The organism is Paenibacillus sp. FSL H7-0942 (assembly GCF_045040715.1).
GTDB classification, from domain to species: domain Bacteria; phylum Bacillota; class Bacilli; order Paenibacillales; family Paenibacillaceae; genus Paenibacillus; species Paenibacillus amylolyticus.
In genome coordinates this window covers 1,857,815-1,878,582 of sequence record NZ_CP150279.1, presented here as the reverse complement: position 1 = coordinate 1,878,582, position 20,768 = coordinate 1,857,815, and the positions used below count along the sequence as shown (strand labels likewise).

Here is a 20,768-nt window from a genome sequence, read left to right as displayed (position 1 = left end):
TTATCGTGTGATTCACCAAACAAAACCAAAAAGCATGTGACATTGTTGTCACACGCCTGCAAGATGCACCATGTCGTTTTTTCGCGGAAAAGTAAGTGTGACGGTTGTGCCCTCGCCAAGAGAAGATTCTACATGAATGTTCACATGAAGCGTCTGGACCACCTGACGAACCAGGTACAGCCCCATCCCGGTAGCCGCCCCATCCATTCTGCCTCGGGTGGACGTGAATCCTTTATCAAATATACGCGGCAGATCTTGAGTCTCAATCCCTCGCCCGTGATCCTGAATCATGAGTATGATGTGTCCATCCTGTTCCCAACTTTCAATGAGGATGTCCGATGAATCGCTATATTTCACCGCATTGCTCAACAACTGCCGGAGGATGAAGCCTAACCATTTGCTGTCTGTGAGCACGCGCGATACCATTAAAGACACATCAAAGCCAATGCCTTTGGAAATGCACCACGATTTCAGTGCTCGTATCTCGCTATTCAATACCGGTTCAAGTTCCGTCTCTTCGATGAACAGATCATTATGCATAAACGGAATACGCTTCTGGTGAAGCTGCTGATCCAGCAACTGATGAATTCGTAACCATTCATATGTCATTTGGCTCTGTAACTTGTCATCTGGTAAGCGCTCGATCATCAGTTGCAACGCTGTCAGTGGGGTCTTCACCTCATGAATCCAGGACAACATCTCGTCCTTCTCCTGTTCCAGAGCGATAAAATGATGTGACGACTCCTTACGATACCGCTGTGTCTGGGAACTGACGGCCTCATGTACAATCCGCTCATATGGACTTTCGGCGATATCAAGTTCTCCCAGATCATAGGTATGTTCCCAGATGCTCAACTTTTTATAGAAACGGGTCTCTTTCAGGTATCTCGCCCAGATAAAAACAAGGCATACCACTACATTCAGTCCTACGATATACACCACAGATTGGAATGGAATGGACGAGTCCAGGTAGGCCACCAATAAAATAATAAGTTGCATGCTTACCAGTAGCCATAACCAACTAGCCCTTTCTCGTATGTACTTTCCGATCATGCTTCTGCCTCTTCCGTTGCCATGTACCCCTGACCTACTTTGGTTTCAATGTACCGCTCCAAGCCGATGGGTTCAAGCTTCTTCCGTAACCGATTAACGTTAACTGTTAGCGTATTGTCACTCACGAAATGCTCATGATCCCACAAGCTCCGGATGAGATCCTCACGGGTAACAATCTGATTTTTGTGCTCGACCAGCACTTTAAGGATGAACATTTCGTTTTTGGTCAACAGGACAGATTCATCCCCGCAGGTCAGTGTATTTTTCACATATTCAATAGCCGCACCGCGCCAAGTTCGGAGTTCAATATGCTCTGTATTATAGTTATACACCCTCCGCAAAGTCGCTTGGATCTTGGCAATCAATACATCGAAGTGAAAAGGCTTCTGGATAAAATCGTCTGCACCCAAATGCATGGACATGACCATATCCGCAGGATGATCCCGTGAGGACAAAAAGATAATCGGCACATTGGAGTGCGAACGAATGATCCGGCACCAATGGAACCCGTCATATTGGGGTAATTGAATATCAATAATGACCAGTTGCGGCTGAATTACGCTGTACTCCTGCAATACCTTTCCAAAATCCTGCACACCATACACATCATACGACCATTGGGACAAACGTTCCTTGATTTCACTGAATAACGATTCGTCGTCTTCAATGAGCATAATTTTAAACAAGAGATTCACCACATTTCTGATCTTCTAAGGTTGAATAAGGTAAATAGACTCCGTTGTTGCAGGATCACCTTTACCGTTACGAATCGTTCTTCCGATCGCTGATTCCAGTGTACAGGGAAGTTGGGCTTATATCAAAAGGTATCCATACTTCGTAAGAAAACGAGCTGAAATACGTATATCCTATTAGCTCTCAATAGTGTGTATAACATGGCTTGCATCACTGTTTTCGTCCAACCGCTCGATCAACTGCATCGCTACGTCTCGTGGCGATCTTAATTGTCCTGCTTCATATACTTGATTGAACATACCCGCAAGGGCGAACTCCTCTGCACTTTTGCCTCGTGCAACAGCCTGCAATTCCGTATCGACCATCCCCGGATCAAAAGCAATAATCTCAACAGGGTTCTGTTGGCCCGTTTGTTCCAAAGATACGCATTGGGTGAACATGTTCATCCCTGCCTTCGATGTACAGTACACTGCCATTGAAGGCGCGGGATAACTTCCCGAACCCGATGAGAGATTGACAATTTTACGTCTGGCGGACAGATGATTTGTTTGTTGAATAAAAGAGGAACTTAATATCATTGGTGCTGCGAGGCTGATGTTAAGACTCTGACTTATCTCTGCCGCACTGCATTGATTGATAGGTTTTAGAGGCTCCAGCATCGCTGCATTATTAATGAGTCCAATGAATTCAGCTTCTTGAGAAGGTATTTGGTCCAATATGCGTGTAATCAAATCATCGATCCCATTCAGGTCGGCAAGATCATACTGAACATGGCGGTAACGCCCGCTCCATTCCTCGCTTGATTCTGACAGATCCGAACCCCCGCGTGAAATACCGTAAACGTAATCCCCCTTAGCCAATAATAACTCTGCAAGTTGTAAACCGATCCCTTTGGATGTGCCTGTAATGATAAAGTGTCTTTTTCCTGTTTCTGTTCCCATTCCGATACCACTCCTCCTCTATTTTCAATGCATGTTTATTTCACTATTCTTACGAGTTTTTCTTTCTCCACAACGTGGCCCAGAGAAAAGGTACACCAAAATACGGTTCATGTTGCTCCAGCGACTTCATTGCACGGAACTCCACACATTCAAAGCCATCTTCCAGCATGTAGCGAAGCTTCTCCTCCGTGAACGCAAGACCACCGCGCATCGACTTCTCTTGATACACCTGCCAATCATTCATAACGATCTCAGGCCCACCAATATCGCCAAAACCAGGAGCAAAACAAGTCATTCCAAAGTATCCTTCAGGCCGGAGTGCATTGTGGATCATCTCTATGTAGGGAATGCGCTGATGTGGCAACAGATGGTGCAGACAACCCGAGTCGTAGACAAGATCATATTCTTGCTCTGGGGACAATTCGAACACAGATCGGCATTCAAAATGCACGTCCAGTTGCTCCTCTGCCGCCCTCTCTTTAGCCCAAGCAATAGCTGTCTCCGAAAGATCATAAGCATCTACCTGATATCCTTGGCGGGTTAAATACAACGCATTTCTGCCCGGGCCACACCCCAGTTCCAGTGCCTTGCCGCCGCTCAGTACACCTTCGCTCACATGCGCTACCAGATTCTCATCCGGTTTGTTTGGGAAAAAGGGGATTGGTCTGTTCCGATCCTCATAGAAAGGTTCCCAAAACTGCTTGGCAGATCTGAAATCCGCATCGAGCATATCATATAGATCCTGTACACTTTTAATCGTCTTTTCCACAACCACATTCCTCCTTAACTGCTCCATTCAAACCTTCATTTCCGACTTCATTCCTCATCATTTTCAATAAATCAGCCACACTCTATTATAACATTTTTACCCAGTAGTTCTCTATTTTTCTTGTGTTTTTCTACTCCAAAACAGAAGCTTTTTCCCAACAAAAAAACGACCGACATGAATGTCGATCGCTTACAATCGTTGGGGTTTTGTGTTGTAACTTACTTCGCCCGTTCCAAAACTGCAAAGTAATTTCCTTCGTTATCAGCAAAGTTGAAGACACGCCCCGTTGGCATCTCGACAATCTCTCCAACCGTTACATGTTTACCAGCCAAGTCGGCATATAACTGATCCAGATTTTCGGTGAAGAACATTAACGAAGGTGTGCCCAGATTTACACCCGCCGACATCCGCTCCACAAACTCCTTGTCATGAAGAATAATGCTCGTCTGCGAGTCTGCGGTAGGCGCAATCTCAATCCATCTCATACCCTCGTCAAGGTTTACTTCATCCACAATGTGGAACCCCGCAACTTCCGTCCAAAATGCCAGTGATTCATCTTGATTGTTGACATACAACATAATCTGGCCGACTTTGCTAAACATGCATCATTCACTCCTCTGATCATCTAATCTCTCAACATCCTGCTTATCATTCCTCAAATTCCAATAGAGTATAACATGCAGGACAGCTTTTTGATCATCTTTCTTTGCAAGTACTAACTACACATTAGACTTATTGCGTGGCTTTTAACTTCTTCGTAAGATAAAGTACAACATCGTCGTCCATAATCGTTTCTTCACCCGGCTGAATGTAATGATCATGTTTGTGTACACCGTGACCGTCTGGTATGTAACCGCGATGGGCATATAGAACTTGCGCTTTGCCATAATCGGAAAACACACCTACACCAATGCCTGCTAAATCCGTTCGTTCCAGAATAACTTCCTCTGCTCGGTCCATCAACCGTGAACCAATACCTTGGCGCTGGAACTTCATTAGTACATTAAAATCGTTAATTTCGGGAATGCCTTGTTCCCTGAAAGACGGGTAGCTGGAATTCCACAATACATTCACGTATCCGGCAAATTCTCCATTCAACTCGGCTACCAAGGTTACGCGTTCCCCATTCTGTTGTTCAGCCAAGTAATGAAGATACTGCTCAGGGGATCTCCCCCAACCCTGCTCCTGAAACGCCTTTGATATGATTACAGGATCGTTCTCATTTAATAGTCTGATATGTACACTCATTGATGAATCCTCCTTAAAAGATATTTCTAATAGCTATATTCCCAATCTATCCCGAAGCGATGTGATGTGAGCAACATGGTGTTTGCCATGCCAAGCATACATGCCCAGATTGTAATCCAGTCTTGTCGTTTCTTCCGATGAGGGATGATAAAATTGTTTGGCATAATCTGCATCTGTCAGCGCGTTTAACAGAAACACCCAACGACGATGGAGGGCATCCAGAATCTGAAGCGAGAATTCGACATCCAGGTCTCTTGAATCACTCAGTTCAGCCCAGCGCTCTTCATAATAAGGCCGAATCGTTGGTGTATCCTCTGTCAGCGCCAACTTGAAACGAATCATACTGTTCATATGGCTATCTGCCATGTGGTGAATAACCTGTTTGAGCATCCATCCACCTTCTCGATACGGTAGACTTAATTGCTCTTCACTCAATCCCTTTACCGCTTCTCGTGCGCGTTCAGGCAACTCAGCAATGTCCTGAATCCACTTCTCCCGTTGTGCCAAAGTAACTTCACCCGTGTGTACAAATGGTCCTATCGGAAATCTTTCATCCATCCATTATTCCTCCTTGTTTATATGATTCAAATAACTTTAAACAGGATCTACAGGGCATATTCCATAAGCCAACAGTCTCGCATCTGTCCTTCATGCTGCTCATGTTTCTCCAACAGCTTAATCTTTTGGAAACCACATTTCTCGTAACAGGATATCGCTCTTAAGTTCCAGGATTGAGGGTCCATAACCACTTTACGGGCTTGTTTTTCATTAATCAGATAAGCCAGCATGGACTGCATCAACTGTGTACCAATGCCTTTATTCCAGTATTCTACCTCACCAATAAACTGATCCGTTCCATAGATGATCTCATCCGTGTCTCCATAACCATACTCCGTTCGTTCTTCTTCCTCAAGCTCATAGAACTGAATGTATCCAATCGGATGTCCTCCATACTCAACGATACAACGAGTAGCATCATCTTTTTGATTGTAAAAATGCTCTCTCACCTGTTCCAGGTCATGCGGCCGATCACGCCCTTCATAGTATTGAAGAACTTCCGGGTCTGACAGCCACTTCACCAGATGTTGTTCATCTTCTGTGTCCAAGAAACGTACAGTGATTTCATTCGATTCATATACATTCATCATTCTGATTACTCCTTATTGATCTCCAGATTCTCACTCGTAACCCAACTCAGATCCTTCCCTAACAAATGCTCGTTGTGAACATAATACACCACGGGATTCTCAAGCGGCTGAGTCGTTCCATCCAAAGATCTGAGCGTTAACCGCAACTTGTAGCTCCCTATCTCATCAGGTATCGCAAATCCTATCAGATTATCAGCTGATTTCATGGTCTTCCCCTGCGCCTTTAGATACTTTTCCAAAATGACTTGATCAAGATAGGAGCTGCCAACAGACGAAGGCATGTACCACGCTTCATCTTGTTCTTCAGTGAATGTGACCCCTTCCCATCCAGGGACAACGGGATACACCATATGTTGATCCTTGTCTTCTCTTTTTCGCGTTATCTCTAACTCTACCTCAACTACATCCGTATCAATCTGCCTGATTGTGCCTGCCATCACAACATCCTGGGCACTCACACTTGGAATAACATAGCTGTATATGAGCAGAGTCACCAAGAGAATTATCGCTATTCCCGTAATCCAAAATATTGTACTTTTACGCATCTGTCTGATCCTCCCCTCTGGTTAATCATACTTCTGGAGTAGCTTCTTCTCAGTTAAAGATTGAGTTAACCTATCCAACTCAGGGGATGCCGTCCAATCACTGGATGTATTCAATCCATGCTTGATGGTATGTATCGCGCTATGTGCAGACATGTATATATTATGGTGGATTCCAGGTTGGACAATGATGTGCTCTCCTGCACGCATCACTCGAATCGAAAACATCTGACCGTCTCCATAACTGGCATACGCAATCCATCCGGTTTGCACCACATAAAACTCCGTTAGATTGATATGTACATGACTGTTTTGCCATGCTCCGTGGGAAGAAGCAACGGTTCTACAATAATAACTGCCATCTTCTGCTATCATTTTATATTTTTGTTCCCCGTTCGCCATCTGCTCGAAGCTGGTTTTGACACCCGATTCACCATATTTCTGTTCTGAAAATTCTGTGTTCAATCGGCTTCACCTCCTTATGGCCTGCCAAATATACTTGCATTCTCTTACAGCAATTCTACCATCAACCTGGTTCTCCTTCAGCTTAACTTCCAGCTGTTCCCGGTACTCAGGCTGTGTATAATCCGGGTTTCCGGGGATATCGGAGAGAAAGATGGCAAACTCTTTTTCATCTGAGAAAATCATAAGTGCCTCGTTATATTCCTCAATCTTGATCTCCTTAAAAGCATTTCTTTCCAAACGCTCACGTACCTTTGTTATATCCGTATGAATACCAATCATAACTCCACCCTTTTGTAGCAATCTCCCATGCTCAATAATGGAAGTTGGACCTCTGCGATCATAGATCAGACCAAATTGCTTATCTTCAAATGGCATCTTTTCTTTTGTGCTTACACAGACAAATTTCACATTTGTTTTCGTGCTTGAATGAAGACTGTTTTGGGCTATCTTTATCATCTCTTCCGAATTATCAAACCCTATAATGTGATCGGTATATTCCGACATTTTCAACGTAAACTCCCCATGTCCACAGCCTGCATCGAGCACGGATGTATACTGAGGCAGAAGCTTAATCAACCGCTCTTCAAAAATATCTTCAGCAGAGTTACCTTCCAACGTATACAAAGCTCTACCCTTGTATCCCCCATTACGTTGTGCAATCATATCGTACCATTCCATGCTCATAGAGTTCCTCCTGACAAAAAATCCCTTTATTTAAACATTCGACATAGGTAAGTCGATTCTCCTGTTTGGATATACGATATATCTTTGCTAAAATATGAAACGCTTCTCTTCCAGCTTCCGTATTAAGGTCGAAGCCGTATGTATCCCATATAATAAACCATCTGATCTGGAGGTAGAGCGCATGTCATTTTTCAAGAAAATGTTAGCCAGTGTAGGTGTTGGAGCAGCCAAAGTAAATACGGAATTGCATACACCAGAGGTCACGCCTGGAGGAATCATCTCGGGGGTTGTGTACATTGAAGGTGGAGATGTGGAACAGAACGTAGATCGAATCTATCTTTCAATCAAAACCCATTACATACGGGAGCACGATGATCGTAAAGTAAAAGAAACAGCCGTTATAGCCAAATATCTGCTCACCGAAGGTTTCACCTTACAGCCTGGAGCCAAATTGGAGAAAGACTTTTCATTTGACCTCCCAGAAAATCTGCCAATTACACTGCATCGTGCAGAGGTATGGGTGGAGACGGGCCTCGATATTTCAAGTGCTGTAGACCCCTCAGACCGGGACAGACTGCATGTTGTTCCTAGCAAAGACATGAACACCGTGCTCGATGCAATTGATATCCTTGGTTTCAAACTGCGTGAAGTGACCAATGACTATGCACCAAAGCTGGGTGGCAATCTGCCATTTGTGCAGGAATTTGAATTTGTACCAACAAACAAATTCCGTGGGCATCTGGATGAGTTGGAAGTGCTGTTCTATCCGATGGGCGATTCGCTGGAGCTGCTATTACAGATCGACCGCCGCGCTCGTGGACTCAGTGGAATATTCTCCGAAGCGATGGGAACGGATGAGAGCTTCGTCCGCCTGCATCTGTATGAAAGACATCTGGAGCGGGGTGCGCATTCTGTCGCTCAAGGACTGGAAGAAGTCATATCCAAACATATTTAATCAATAGTTTGTGTAAACGAATAAAAACCGTCCTTTATCAGACAAATCTGATGAAGGACGGTTTTTCCCTTTCGAAAAGGGGATCAGAAAAATCTGGGGTTAACAGCGATCGGAAGGTTATTCTGTCATCGGAGTGTCAGTCGAATTATCCTTAGTGAACTTATATATTAATACGCTTCGGTACTTTTTAGACTCAACGTTTCGCATACAAGTTGGGCAAAGGCATCGAAGCTGCCGCAGGATCGCAGGCTTTCCAGCTGCTCCTCCTGTCGGATCAACTCTACAAACAGATCATAGATCCCCATCGCCTGTTCGTAATCCTCTTTGCAGATGGATAACATAAATACAGCATGTACTTCATTCTCCTCATCCCACGGAATCGGCTTCTCGAGCAGACATACCGATACGGTTGTACGAGTTGAACTCAGCTCCATGGGGTGCGGAATCGCCATACCTCTTCCAAGCGCCGTTGAAGCCATCTTTTCCCGTTCCTGCACAGCGGGCCAGAACTGCTCCGTCACAACTCCCTTTTCCAACAGTGCTCCGCTCATCTCAGCCATAAGTGTCATTTTGTCAGGCTGATCGGACCGAAACATGAACAACGCTGGATCAAAGTAACGTAGCAGCGTCATTTCCTCCTGCTCATCACTGGTTCGCACCAGATGAGTGATCGTTGCCATGTCGCGTTCCGATGGAATCGCAGCAATGACAGCCGACGGTTTGCCTTTGGACTCGCGTAACCGGATCGTGGAAATGACCAAATCTTCAGGCACACTCCTCATCTCCTCGTACTCTCTTAGCGAAACTACACGAGAGACCTCCAGCTCGGCAAATAAAGAGCGCAATCTGGATTCAAGAATACGAGCTGTGCCGTATCCTGACCCACAAACCAGCAATACGGATTTCCGTTTGCGATGAGGAATCTGGTATTTACGTTCCAAAGCTGCACCAATGTGAAGAGCCAAGTAACCGATCTCGCTGTCATTGATTTCATGAGGTACATATGTCTGTAGCTGTTTCACTGCACTTATCGTAATCTCATAGGCGAGTGGATAATATTTACGTATATGTCCCAGCAGTGGATTCCGCATATTCATGCCATGTTCCAATCTAGTAATCATGGGCTTCAGATGGGCATAGAGATCATTCGGCAAGCGTTCATCATCACGCAGATCATAGGTGTACCGATCATAGATATGATCCAGCATCTGCTGTACAGCAACATATAACGGGTCACTTCGAAGTCCATTCCAATCGGTAGCGGTCATTTTTTTGCTAACAATGTGCAGCAGCAGATAATCTCGCTCTCCAACTGGACAATGAATGGAATATAACAACTCCAGATCCTGAATAATCTGCTGCGCAAGTTGCTGATCCTGAACATTCGCCTCCACTTTCTCGAATTGCTCTAGTTCATGTCCCTGCTTAATACGTAATACCATAACAGCCAGATGCGTAATCAGATCTTTCAGTGCCACATCTGCAATACGAACATCCTGTTGGCCTACATGGCGAATGACGATTTCGCGGATGTGTGCGGGTTCGATTGGGTACAACAAACGTTCCTGTGCAGCAGTCACGCCTTCCGGCCCCAGTTCTTCATCTCGCGCATCAGCGTATTCGGCAAGGCAATAACGGAACCTTTGCTCGTCTCCGACAACCTTTACCCCATGTCCTGGCTTGATCTGAAGCTGAAGCTGGTAGTTCTCCAAAATCTGACGAATGATTTTCAGATCATTGTTCATCGTTGCACGGCTTATATACAGCTGATCAGCGAGGTCTTCCATCTTGATATGACCCGGTTCACCAAGCAGCTTGAACAATTCATACCGGATACGCTCATCAGGCGATCCAGGTACTGGCGCACCTTTTTGCCGATCATCCTTCCGTTCCTCCAACAGCTCAGTATACCGCTTCGCATCACGCACACGAATGGAATAACCCCGCCCACGCTTGGATTCCAGGCTCCCACCATGCCCAGCAAGGATATGATCCAACTTTTTCAGATCATCCCTAATGGTACGCACCGTAACCTCTAGTCTGTCTGCAAGTGCTTGGCTCGTCCAAGCCTGTTCCTGCCCTTCACCATGAATGAGGTGGAACAGCTTTTTCAACCGTTTAGTTGGAAAAATCATACCGATATCCGACCTCCCTTCTGATCAGGATTGTGTCAAACTAAAGTTCAGCTTATATGGATACAAGTACCGTCATTAATTTGCAATGTTCGAGTTCCGGCAAACGAACGACCTTTTCTCCATCGGTTAACCTCTGCTGAGGCTCCAGGGGTTGTTCACCAAGAGATACACGCTCTGCATGTACAGGTTGATTAAAGTGTATGTTCACGTTTGCAGACTGCGCCAAATATGGATTGAAGACACGTACAATGTAACCCTCACTCTGCTCTGCTTTCTTAAAACTGCTTAACACCACGTTGGAATCGTCGCTGAACGACATCAGGCTGTAGTCTGTATCAAGAACACGTTCCTCATCGCGGAAAGCAAAGATCAGACGTCCATTCAAAAAGTCGCATAGCTGATAACTGCTGATGGGTGTCAAATATTCACGCGCAGCACGGGCCACATTCGCTTCGTCGAATCCAGAAGTCTGGATATGCAGGCCAAAGGTAAAGGAGAGCTCGCCGAGCAATTGCGCGTCAGGTGTTGTCACAATTTTCTCACCGGAGGCCCGTCCGGGACGATACAAGAGATTTTCCTTACCCATGAAACCGAATGTGCGGAACAAGGTCAGGGCAATGGTATCCATTTGCTCGCCAACAATCTCGTACTCACGTACACCTTCCGTCATCACAGCCATACCATGCGAACCATTGTTCAATCCGGCATAACTCTGCATCGCTTCAATAGTGATCGGTTTCTCCTGCCATTGTTCGCGCTCCCATACGTCCACTTCTGGCAATGAGGTTGGACGAGCAATGACTCCAAACGGTTGATCTGCAATGGATAGGGATGAAGCAATTCCTGTATCAAAAAGGACACGCAGACGGTGGCTAAACACCTCATTCTGCACCTGAACCTGGAAACGGATCAGATTCTCTCCTTTGCGAAGAGATATCTCCACTTGCATTGGCAATGCTCCCGACGTGATGCCTGCGGCGCGCTCTTCCAAATCGTAGGGGACATCCAGCGTGAAACGCAGGGATAGTGTCTGAGATACAGACGTTTGGGTGGTCGTTGCACTCATCTGGCTACCTGCCGAAGAAACAATCAGATCCCGCTCGGGAGGAGAATAATTGTAGGAATCTCCGTCATCCCCGTTATCTTCGAAGACCATTTGATCCGCATACACTTGGCCAGATCGCTTATCTGTAATTTGCAAGGTGCCGTTTGCTTGTAGCGCAATGCTGAAATGTTCATTTTCAATCGTGTCTCCGTTACGCCGCTCAATAACAGGTGCAGCGCCCTGACTGAAATCAAAAACAATCTGGGTGTAACCCATCGCCGGGACCTCTTGCAGTTCCACCAGCAATTTGGCGCGATATACGCGTTCTGGCAGATGCACTTTGCGACTTGGATTCAGGTCAATGTGTTGTCCAAGCACATAATCGGTCTGATCTGCTTTTTCTACAATGGTGTAGGCCAGCTCGCGTCCCTTCGTATCCCGAATCACAAAGGATTCTTCCGGAATATAAGCTTCGATCTCGGTAACCCCACCTCGCACATACGGTAGCGTGTTGAACAGGGTGAACGCACATGTCTCCTTCTGCTGTATCGTTGAAGCAATCATCCGCATATGCAGGTCGAGCAGATTGAGTGCGATATCATAGGCCTGTTTGTAACGGAACGCAACGTCCTGATTGGTTGTATCACTGTTACAACCACCGATGCTGTCATGTGCCGCATTCTCAAACAACAGCTTCCAGATATCCTCCACAATACGGTGCGGGTAGTCATGTCCGAGAGAATGGCTAATCGCAAGTACAGGTTCTAGCGTGTTAGCAATCAGATTCTCAATTCGGTTATTCTGTTGCTTGAGATCCGCACGGGTGGAAAAAATGGACTTGTGAATCCGCATGTGCTTGGCTTCCATTAATTCACCCCGAAGTACAGGCAGATCCTGACTATCAGCTTCGATCTCCGCCAGAAAACGTTCCGGTTCATTCATCACATATTCGCGTTCTGTATCCAGTGCATTGAACCGTTTAATCAACTCCGGCAGATTCAATCGCACAGGCGCCTGATCAAACCCATTGGGGAAATAGATATGTTTGGTGGAGGCTTTGCGTTCCAGCGCACCAATCTGTTTCTCCAAATAAGGGATCAGATCTTCTTCATTTTCCGGAATGTTACCACCGTAGTAATACCCGAATGGCATCTGTACAGCAAATACACGGCTGCCGTCCGATCCTTCCCACGTAAACTCGGTATGTGGATTCGTATTATCTGATACGCCTCTCCAGAACAGGAAACGTTCAATGCCAAACTCGCGATAGATCTGCGGCATCTGTGCTGATTGTCCAAACGCATCCGGGACATAACCAACCTTCATCGCATGTCCGTACTTTTGTGCTGTTTTCATACCATAATACAGGTTTCGGACCATGGATTCACTGGAAATAACCAATTGATCCGTCTGTGTATACCAAGGTCCAGTCATCAGTCGTTTGGCTGAAACCAGTTGGCGGATCCGTTCCTCATCTTCGGGACACCAGCGGATGTAATCATCCAGCAGAGAGCCTTGTGCATCCAGCAGGTAATAATGGAATCCATCGATATTCTCCAGTGCATCCAATACTTCCTTGACGTGTTTGACGAGATACACTTTGGAACGGGAGGTCGTAAAATACCATTCCCGATCCCAGTGTGTATGTGGAATCACATGTACTTTGGTACGCTTGCTCTCACTCATATCTCTATATCCCTCCAGGTGCTTTTTAAAGGTTGTTCAAGATACTGAAAACCGATCTTTTTGAACATGTACTTTTAGTCAAAAACGAGTTCGATTTCTTCCCCGTTTTTCTTCACTGAAGCTTCCTGAGTCTTGGCAGGCTGTTTCTCTTCTTCATCGCGGAAGTTCACCAACATGGTGCCACCCGCCACGATCAGTGCGCCGACAATGCCTCCGGCAAGGTACGCGATTGGGGTACCTACTGACACAGCTCCATATAAGCCGCCAATTGGTGGCATGATGATATGTGCTCCCAGCAGTGCAGTCAAGGCAGCGCCCGTTGCACAGGCAAACATGTTGACCAGAATCATTTTGGCAGGGTTACGCAGTGTGAACGGAATTGCACCCTCCGTGATGCCGATCACACCCATAATCACTGCACCTTTTCCCGCTTCCTGATAGGTTTTGGAAAAACGTTTCTTCATCAGTAATGTCGCCAAACCATAACCGAGCGGTGGGATGCAGATCGCAATGTTGATAAATACATTCGGCAGATACACACCGGACAGGAACAGGGCATTGCCTGCCATCCATGCCGCTTTGTTTACAGGTCCACCGAGATCGAACCCGATCATCGCTCCCAGAATAATCGCAAGTAGAACGGTATTCGTTCCGCTCTGGCTCATGTTTTGAACCCAAGCAATGAGATACTCATTCAGCGCGCCCAGCGGGCCACCCAGAATGACTGCCATCAGAAATCCGGTTAAACCGACGGTAATCAGCGGTAAAATGATTAACGGTACCGAGCCAGCGGCTGGACCTGTAATCTTGACTTTGTTTTTGACCCACAAGGTGATGTATCCGGCAAAGAAGCCTGAGATTAATGCGCCCAAGAAACCGGCGTTGGTCTGCTGTGCCAGCACCCCGCCGATCAGACCTGCGGCCAGGGCAGGTTTGTCGGCAATCGAGTAGGCAATGTAACCGGACAGGACAATCGTCAATAGTCCGATGCCGCTCCATCCTACATTTTGCACGAGATATAAAATATGCAAGAATCCGCTTCCATCCTTGTACGGATCAAGATCGGTAATGCCCATCGATAGTGCGATAATTTTACAGATGGCAACGACCAGGGAACCCGCGATAATGACCGGCAGCAGATAGGAGATACCTGTCATTAGATGTGTTTTTGCTTCACCAAACCATTTTCTCATCGTACTCTCTCCTCATGTGGAAGGTGGGGTTAAGCTTGTGCGTTCACAGCCTCGACGGCTTTGGTTAATACCGCTTCTGCCTGACTTACGGCATGACCAATTTTGACACGTACGACTTTTTTGTCACCAAACCGATCCATGTCCTTCACCGTTTGATCCGCTGCAATCAGTACAAAATTCGCTGCAGCAATATCTTCTTCCGTCAGCTTATTGACTTGTCCCATGGCTCCCTGCTGTTCCACTTTGATCTCATAACCCAGTTGCTGAGCTGCTTTCTCCAATGCTTTGGCCGCCATCGGGGTATGGGCGAGACCTGCGATACATGACGTTACACCTACGATTTTCATTATGACACCAGTCCTTCCGTATATTGATGAAGCAACGCATATACATCTTCCGGCTGCACCGCTTCCGCGATGGCCTCTTTGAATGAATCTTCCAGCAATAAGGTGGCAAGTGAAGAGATAATTTGTAGATGGGATACGTCTACATGACCTTTAGGCACAAGGATGGCAAAAATATATTTTACCGGCTTGCCGTCATGAGATTCCCAATCAATGGGCTCACGCAATCGAATGACCATCACTGCCGGACGTGTTACAACTTCACTCTGGGTATGGGGAATTGCAAAGTGATCCTGAAGTCCGGTGGAGTAGACACGTTCGCGTTCCCACAGATCAGCCGCAAGTTGTACACGGTTTGTAGTGATGCTGTAACGCTCTGCCTCCGCAGATATAAAATCAAATACATCCTCTTTGCTATGCAATGTCTGATCGAGATAAATCTGATTGGTTGTAATCATGATCTCTGTCTCTCCTCCTCTCTCTATCCAAAACGATAAGCGCTTACAAGATCATTGTAACGGATTCTTCCTTGACCTTGGATCTAGAAAATTTCCCCTTCGAAGCGGAAAAACATTAGCCATAGCAAAAACCCTGAGTCTAATGGACTCAGGGCAATTGCAAATGAATTTCAATGGTGCGCTGCAAAGGCAGCTTAAGTAAGTACAGAACCTGGACTCTAAGCGGATAAAACATCAGGAACGCTGTGTCCAACGCTGCATTCCTGATCGAAGACCGTAATATGCTGCAGCGAGCAAAACGAATCCGGCAACAGCCATGATCATGGATGTTGTATCCCACTGAACCATAGTTCCAAAAGCAACCTTGGATTGCAATAGAGTACCCGAAGAAGCGGTGTTCATGAGATCAGGTACATAATTCATGGTCATGATCATGCCTTGAACGACATTCCAAGCTACAAAACCGATGATGAATAACAAGGTAACCAAAAAGGATTCCAGCGCTAATCGTTTGTTCATGATTGTCATTTTGCCTCCTCTTCCCACTCAATTAGACAAAACGTGTTGCATCTCCTGTTTCAAACGTTCTTTATTTTCGTCCACATATTGATACAGCAGGTCAAAGCTTTCTTCGTTATCCGATTGCATGCTCAAATTCGCGGCTTCCAGTTCAATCTGCTGTAATACCTCATGAATCTGTTCCCCGTGTGTTTGCAGGCTTGTCGTGATGTCATCTTCGGACAGGCCATTCACATTATCTCGTAATTGCCCGTGCGTTACACCGCTTTCGGACAACATCTGCTCTATCTTCTTCAGGATCACGGCATCTGCATCATTGCCGATCCGCTCCATAGCTGTTATCGTCTCACCGAGATACTGTCCGCTGGAATTCTCAAGGAAACCGGTCATCCCGTTCATGGACAGCTCGGTATCCAGATCAATGATTAGAATGATATCTCGCAATACTTGCGGAAGTTCCGACCCACTCTCTCGAATCGTCGAAAATTCAGCCCGATAAAGGTCCATGGCAACACTCCCCACCACTTCTTCACCTGACATCTCTTCAAGCTGATCAAGTGGTAACAACTCCTGCAATTCTTCTTGTAACTTGTTCATCTTTCTCTGCCTCCTGTATCTCTCTTTCTATATATACGCCGACACGTTATTACATCATATCAGAATACGCTATATAAGTTGAACTTATGGAAGTTTACATGTTCGTGCCGAAGTCATTTTACAGGGAATATCGTCAAGTTAACATGCACTTGACCTCTGGAAAATGTTCCGCTGTTATGATCTTGGCATCACAAGTCTTGGGAGGGGTAATGATGCGCCTGGCCTTGTTCACAGACACCTATCTTCCGGAAACCAATGGTGTTGCTGGCACGCTCCACCGCTTGAGTAACCATCTGAACCGCAGAAGAATTGAACATCTGCTGTTTACTCCGAACTCCGTCATTGAAGGAAGCCATGAGACTCAAGTCCGATCGGTTGCCAACATCCCTTTTTTTCTGTATCCCGAATGCCGCATTGCTCTACCCAACAGAGCAGACACGCACAAGCAGCTACAAACCTTTCAACCCGATCTGCTGCATATCGCCACACCTTTTAATATGGGGTTGCTTGGTCTGAGGTATGCCCTCAAACACCATCTTCCCCATGTTGTCTCCTACCATACCCACTTCGATCGTTATCTCGAATACTACCGGTTGAAAAGTATGATTCCTCTCTACTGGAAGTATATCCAGTGGTTCCACCGTGCCTGTGATGCAACCCTAACTCCATCGCAGGAAACGTTAAACACCCTGCAAACCCAAGGCATTCAGCGTCTGAAACTTTGGTCTCGCGGGATTGATTGCAACCTGTACTCCCCTGATAAACGCAGCTCGGATATCCGTGAACGATACCACATCACCGCTCCCCTTATTCTACTCTACGTTGGACGCATTGCCCCGGAAAAAGATATCGCTACTCTCACGACTACCATGCAGCAGTTGCCCCAGGAAATGCAGTCCCGTGTACACTGGATCATCGTTGGCGACGGCCCATCTCTCCCGAAAATGCGTCTGCAATCCCCACCCAATGTCACCTTTACAGGTTATATGCATGGCGAAGAACTTGCTGTTATGTATGCTTCGGCAGATCTGTTTGTGTTTCCTTCCTCTACGGAGACATTTGGCAATGTGGTACTGGAAGCGATGGCTTCAGGACTCCCTGTGGTGGCGGCCAATGCTGGAGGTGTAAAGGATCTGGTATCCCACCATCGCAATGGTGTGTTATTCGAGCCAGGTCAGGCTGATGCACTGATTCGGGAGATATGTCTCTGGGGAAATCACGTGAACCAATTGAGGATGATGGGACTGGAAGGCAGAAAGCTGGCTGAGCAGCGGTCGTGGGAGCATATTTTTGATACACTGATCGGGGATTATGAGGAAGCGATAGAACATCGGAACAGACAAACGAAAGATCGAATTATTACAGCGTAGTTTTATGAAATCATCTTCTTCCAAAAACCCATAACTACCACCTCTGCCCTATGCAAAATTAAACCGGTTCGCTCGTTCAGGCTGCCATAGTATTTACACTCTGCTACGGTCAGCCTGAAACATGTTTCCAATATGCTTCATAACAAACCCTGCATCTTGGATCGGGTTGAGCTATTTACACGGTATGTAGAAACATAGAAGCCGAAGTTATTGAAATTATTTAGAGTATTTTGAATGATTGTATATATAGAAAAAGACATGACCTCATTGAACTGGATCATGCCTTTTATTGCAAACAATCTATTGGTTGAATTTACTGAACGGGACTTTGATATCTACAAACCCTTTAGCGTAGGGTGCAACCTCATAAGGGTGGAATCGGATGACGATACCTTTGTCATATAAAAAGAATTCAGATGTTTGATCAAGCTGAAAATCATAAATATTTTCTTCAAAAATAGAAACTCCTGCATTATACATGGCTAATAGACTGTTGGAGATTGATTTCTCTACCTTCTCCATCTGAGTATCGTCTTTAACATACTCGCTTAGCTTCAGTTCTTTCCCCGTTCTTATGTCATAGTTATATGATTTTGTTGCATCCATTCCATGTGCTCCGCCAGTGTACACATGATCTTCATATACCACAGATAACTTTTCTTTTGCATTGTATTTTACACTGGCCATGGTGATGTAGAAATATTTTTTGTTTGATTTCTTTTCTTCTTTGTCCAGGCGAGCTGCTTTCACTGCGTGGAGTTTAAATGTCTTGTTCAGTTTATCCGTCACAGATTTATTTCCACCTGTTAGATGTATGTATGGCTGTCCTTTATAATATTGGACCTTCGTTTTCACTGTAATCGTGCTGCCTGCCTCTACATGACTACTCGGAAGAATGATAGCAATCAGTACAGTGATCAACAGGTAATTTATCCATCTCAATTTTTTTCTTTCCATTCTATATTTCAACATTATCGATTAACCCCCTTTGGCTCAAATGATATCGTTTCCTGCATTCTGTTCCATATTACCTGTGGAGTGTTCTTTAGGTCTGTTCCCCTCTGAACGTTTCCAATCCAGATGTCCTCTGCTCCTGGGTGTTGTAAATAGTGCCTAAGCGTTGCTTTGATCAGAATAGACGAATGTAAGTCCAACACCTCATCCAGTGGTATCCAGAATAACTCGCCTTCATCCGAGGGCACAAAATGTCGATGCGTGGTCTCTCCGAAATATACAAACTGCTGCCAAATCTCACCACCGTTAACTTCCAACAGAATATATCGAAGCCGAAAGTGTTCGACATCCTCTTGCTTGAACCCGGTCTCTTCTTCAATCTCCCGATAGCTGGCGCTCATGGGTACGTTCAGTTCCCCTTGTTCCAGATGTCCGCCAATGCCACCCCAGAATTCAAACTCAAACAATCTGCTACCCGCCTTCTTCATCATCAGCATCTCTGAGCCATTGCTCAAAAACGCTGTAGCCATCTGTCTAATCTCCATATGTTCCTCGCTTTCCAAACTTTGTTTATAGTAATCTTTATCTATATAAACTTAACTAAAGAATATTTACACTAGCCACTCCGATGACAGAACAACCTTCCGATCGCTGTTATCCCCAGATTTTTTGATTCCTTTCCTAAAGGGTAAATCCGGGGATAAAGGCGACCGCTCCGCTTCTTCAGGTTATTTCTGTCCTCTACGTTTTGTGTAAATGTTATATTCAATTTATATAACCGTCTTCTAAAGCAATTTCTTCAGCTCACTTAGATGCTCAATCGTATGTAAAGGACTAGTCGTAATCCTGTCCTGCCACGGCTGGTTGACCTTCATCCAGATGGTGCTCATGCCTACGCTTGCCGCTCCCTCAATATCGTTCACCGGATGATCGCCAATGTAGATGCATTGCTCTGGGCTTAGACCGAAATGATCGAGCGCAAGCTGAAATATGCGTGGATCGGGCTTTTTGACTCCCGCCTCTTCTGAAACAATAATATGGTCGTAATCATCCCGGATACCGAGTTGATCGATCTTCCCATACTGAATATCGGTCTGCCCATTGGTAATTAACCCGGTTTGGTATTTCCCCCGAAGATGCTGAACGACTTCTCGCGCCTGTTCCATCAGAACTGAACTTCGCACATACTCTCTGCCATAGAACTCCATCAGTTCTGCATGTGGCGGATGCTCTGCCCAGGGCAGTTCATGCAACAACTCGTTGAACAGAAAGGGTTTGTCCTTATAACCATCCTGGTCGAGTTCAATAATTCGTTTGCTTATATCTTCGGTTGACTCAAGGTGACCAAAATAGGTTTTAATCAAACTCTGCGTGAAGCCGTCAAAGGTCATCGTTCTGTTCAGAATTGTATTGTCCAAATCAAAAATAACCGCTTTAATATGATCCATCACTCTTCTCCCCCAATTCCAATACATGAGTTATCTTCTCCATACTCGTCACTTCTCTAAATCCCAAGTTGTGATAAAAAGATCCAGCAACCGGTTGATCTGTGTACAGAACCAGTCGAGCGTAATGTTTTTCCGCTTTATGAATAATCGCATCCATCAGCCTGCGCCCAACCCCATGTCTTCGAAATTCTCTCATCACATAAAGCCTGCGAATTCTTCCGGTATCAGTCACTTCAGAATAAGGATCTCTGTTCAGACCGCAGATCCCAACCACCTTATCGTGCACTCTGCATTCAAAAAGCGCTTCATCTTCTTGCTCGAATGTATTGATTCCTGTCTCATATTCATGGATTAATCGCTCGATATGTCTAAACCCCTCACTGGAGCTTTCGACCAGCATCGCCACTAAATCGTCATGATTCCATACCGATATCTCCTGTATCTGCATGGTGTAACCGCCTCCATCATTTTAAATCAATGGTACACATGCAAACCCAACCATACATTGAACGATGGCCAGG

General features: G+C 45.6%; 24 protein-coding genes. 2 read left to right on the top strand and 22 right to left on the bottom strand.

Going from position 1 to position 20,768, the window contains the following annotated elements:
• Positions 1-48: 48 nt before the first annotated feature.
• The 11 genes from MHI48_RS08555 to MHI48_RS08505 form a co-directional block, all read right to left on the bottom strand.
• Positions 49-1,053: a HAMP domain-containing sensor histidine kinase gene (locus MHI48_RS08555; RefSeq protein WP_076327098.1), complete on the bottom strand. Its 1,005-nt coding sequence runs from the start codon at positions 1,051-1,053 to the stop codon at positions 49-51.
• Positions 1,050-1,739 carry a response regulator transcription factor gene (locus MHI48_RS08550; RefSeq protein WP_017689733.1) on the bottom strand — a complete coding sequence of 230 codons (690 nt, stop codon included), beginning with the start codon at positions 1,737-1,739 and terminating at the stop codon, positions 1,050-1,052. Before MHI48_RS08550 ends, MHI48_RS08555 begins: the two co-directional genes overlap by 4 nt.
• Positions 1,740-1,922: 183 nt before the next feature.
• Positions 1,923-2,687: an SDR family NAD(P)-dependent oxidoreductase gene (locus MHI48_RS08545; protein WP_076327099.1), complete on the bottom strand. Its 765-nt coding sequence runs from the start codon at positions 2,685-2,687 to the stop codon at positions 1,923-1,925.
• Positions 2,688-2,736: 49 nt separating this feature from the next.
• The gene (locus MHI48_RS08540; protein WP_076327100.1) at positions 2,737-3,483 is read right to left on the bottom strand and encodes a class I SAM-dependent methyltransferase; all 747 of its coding nucleotides are present in this window, start codon (positions 3,481-3,483) and stop codon (positions 2,737-2,739) included.
• Positions 3,484-3,674: 191 nt separating this feature from the next.
• Positions 3,675-4,058: a VOC family protein gene (locus MHI48_RS08535; RefSeq protein ID WP_076327101.1), complete on the bottom strand. Its 384-nt coding sequence runs from the start codon at positions 4,056-4,058 to the stop codon at positions 3,675-3,677.
• Positions 4,059-4,188: 130 nt separating this feature from the next.
• On the bottom strand, positions 4,189-4,704 hold the full coding sequence (locus MHI48_RS08530) for a GNAT family N-acetyltransferase (RefSeq protein WP_405143696.1): 516 nt from the start codon (positions 4,702-4,704) through the stop codon (positions 4,189-4,191).
• Between the two features lie 33 nt (positions 4,705-4,737).
• Positions 4,738-5,262: a YfiT family bacillithiol transferase gene (locus MHI48_RS08525; protein WP_036610311.1), complete on the bottom strand. Its 525-nt coding sequence runs from the start codon at positions 5,260-5,262 to the stop codon at positions 4,738-4,740.
• A gap of 47 nt (positions 5,263-5,309) precedes the next feature.
• Positions 5,310-5,849: a GNAT family N-acetyltransferase gene (locus tag MHI48_RS08520; RefSeq protein WP_076327398.1), complete on the bottom strand. Its 540-nt coding sequence runs from the start codon at positions 5,847-5,849 to the stop codon at positions 5,310-5,312.
• Between the two features lie 8 nt (positions 5,850-5,857).
• A complete protein-coding gene (locus MHI48_RS08515; RefSeq protein WP_076327102.1) occupies positions 5,858-6,397 on the bottom strand; it encodes a hypothetical protein in 540 nt (179 codons plus the stop codon).
• 21 nt (positions 6,398-6,418) lie between these two features.
• Positions 6,419-6,859: a hypothetical protein gene (locus MHI48_RS08510; protein ID WP_076327103.1), complete on the bottom strand. Its 441-nt coding sequence runs from the start codon at positions 6,857-6,859 to the stop codon at positions 6,419-6,421.
• A gap of 6 nt (positions 6,860-6,865) precedes the next feature.
• A complete protein-coding gene (locus MHI48_RS08505; protein WP_036669601.1) occupies positions 6,866-7,543 on the bottom strand; it encodes a class I SAM-dependent methyltransferase in 678 nt (225 codons plus the stop codon).
• A gap of 181 nt (positions 7,544-7,724) precedes the next feature.
• On the opposite strand from MHI48_RS08505, the gene MHI48_RS08500 reads away from it, so the two are divergent.
• On the top strand, positions 7,725-8,498 hold the full coding sequence (locus tag MHI48_RS08500) for a sporulation protein (RefSeq protein ID WP_036669599.1): 774 nt from the start codon (positions 7,725-7,727) through the stop codon (positions 8,496-8,498).
• 167 nt (positions 8,499-8,665) lie between these two features.
• Here MHI48_RS08500 and MHI48_RS08495 read toward each other — a convergent pair whose 3' ends face one another.
• The 7 genes from MHI48_RS08495 to MHI48_RS08465 form a co-directional block, all read right to left on the bottom strand.
• Complete coding sequence (locus MHI48_RS08495) at positions 8,666-10,633, bottom strand: BglG family transcription antiterminator (RefSeq protein WP_036669597.1); 1,968 nt, start codon at positions 10,631-10,633, stop codon at positions 8,666-8,668.
• 52 nt (positions 10,634-10,685) lie between these two features.
• On the bottom strand, positions 10,686-13,364 hold the full coding sequence (gene mngB, locus MHI48_RS08490; protein ID WP_405143692.1) for a mannosylglycerate hydrolase: 2,679 nt from the start codon (positions 13,362-13,364) through the stop codon (positions 10,686-10,688).
• A gap of 74 nt (positions 13,365-13,438) precedes the next feature.
• Positions 13,439-14,557, bottom strand: coding sequence for a PTS fructose transporter subunit IIC (locus MHI48_RS08485; RefSeq protein ID WP_036669590.1), 1,119 nt, complete (start codon positions 14,555-14,557; stop codon positions 13,439-13,441).
• A 29-nt stretch (positions 14,558-14,586) separates the two neighbouring features.
• On the bottom strand, positions 14,587-14,904 hold the full coding sequence (locus MHI48_RS08480; RefSeq protein WP_017689749.1) for a PTS fructose transporter subunit IIB: 318 nt from the start codon (positions 14,902-14,904) through the stop codon (positions 14,587-14,589).
• Positions 14,904-15,359: a PTS sugar transporter subunit IIA gene (locus MHI48_RS08475; protein WP_036669587.1), complete on the bottom strand. Its 456-nt coding sequence runs from the start codon at positions 15,357-15,359 to the stop codon at positions 14,904-14,906. The genes MHI48_RS08480 and MHI48_RS08475 overlap by 1 nt, the downstream gene beginning before the upstream one ends.
• A gap of 234 nt (positions 15,360-15,593) precedes the next feature.
• The gene (locus tag MHI48_RS08470; protein WP_156946094.1) at positions 15,594-15,878 is read right to left on the bottom strand and encodes a hypothetical protein; all 285 of its coding nucleotides are present in this window, start codon (positions 15,876-15,878) and stop codon (positions 15,594-15,596) included.
• A gap of 27 nt (positions 15,879-15,905) precedes the next feature.
• Positions 15,906-16,475, bottom strand: a complete 570-nt coding sequence (locus MHI48_RS08465) for a DUF4375 domain-containing protein (RefSeq protein ID WP_036669526.1) — start codon at positions 16,473-16,475, stop codon at positions 15,906-15,908.
• 182 nt (positions 16,476-16,657) lie between these two features.
• Here MHI48_RS08465 and MHI48_RS08460 point away from each other — a divergent pair, with 182 nt between their 5' ends.
• Entirely contained in the window at positions 16,658-17,845 is a 1,188-nt protein-coding gene (locus MHI48_RS08460) for a glycosyltransferase family 4 protein (protein ID WP_405143688.1), read from the top strand.
• Between the two features lie 300 nt (positions 17,846-18,145).
• Here MHI48_RS08460 and MHI48_RS08455 read toward each other — a convergent pair whose 3' ends face one another.
• From MHI48_RS08455 to MHI48_RS08440, 4 genes are all read right to left on the bottom strand, one after another.
• Entirely contained in the window at positions 18,146-18,817 is a 672-nt protein-coding gene (locus tag MHI48_RS08455; RefSeq protein ID WP_051449654.1) for a DUF3298 and DUF4163 domain-containing protein, read from the bottom strand.
• Positions 18,817-19,329 (bottom strand): NUDIX domain-containing protein, encoded by a 513-nt coding sequence (locus MHI48_RS08450; RefSeq protein ID WP_051449653.1) that lies wholly within the window; start codon positions 19,327-19,329, stop codon positions 18,817-18,819. Before MHI48_RS08450 ends, MHI48_RS08455 begins: the two co-directional genes overlap by 1 nt.
• A gap of 255 nt (positions 19,330-19,584) precedes the next feature.
• The gene (locus MHI48_RS08445; protein ID WP_036669520.1) at positions 19,585-20,247 is read right to left on the bottom strand and encodes an HAD family hydrolase; all 663 of its coding nucleotides are present in this window, start codon (positions 20,245-20,247) and stop codon (positions 19,585-19,587) included.
• Positions 20,234-20,695: a GNAT family N-acetyltransferase gene (locus tag MHI48_RS08440; RefSeq protein ID WP_036669518.1), complete on the bottom strand. Its 462-nt coding sequence runs from the start codon at positions 20,693-20,695 to the stop codon at positions 20,234-20,236. Before MHI48_RS08440 ends, MHI48_RS08445 begins: the two co-directional genes overlap by 14 nt.
• Between the last annotated feature and the right edge of the window lie 73 nt (positions 20,696-20,768).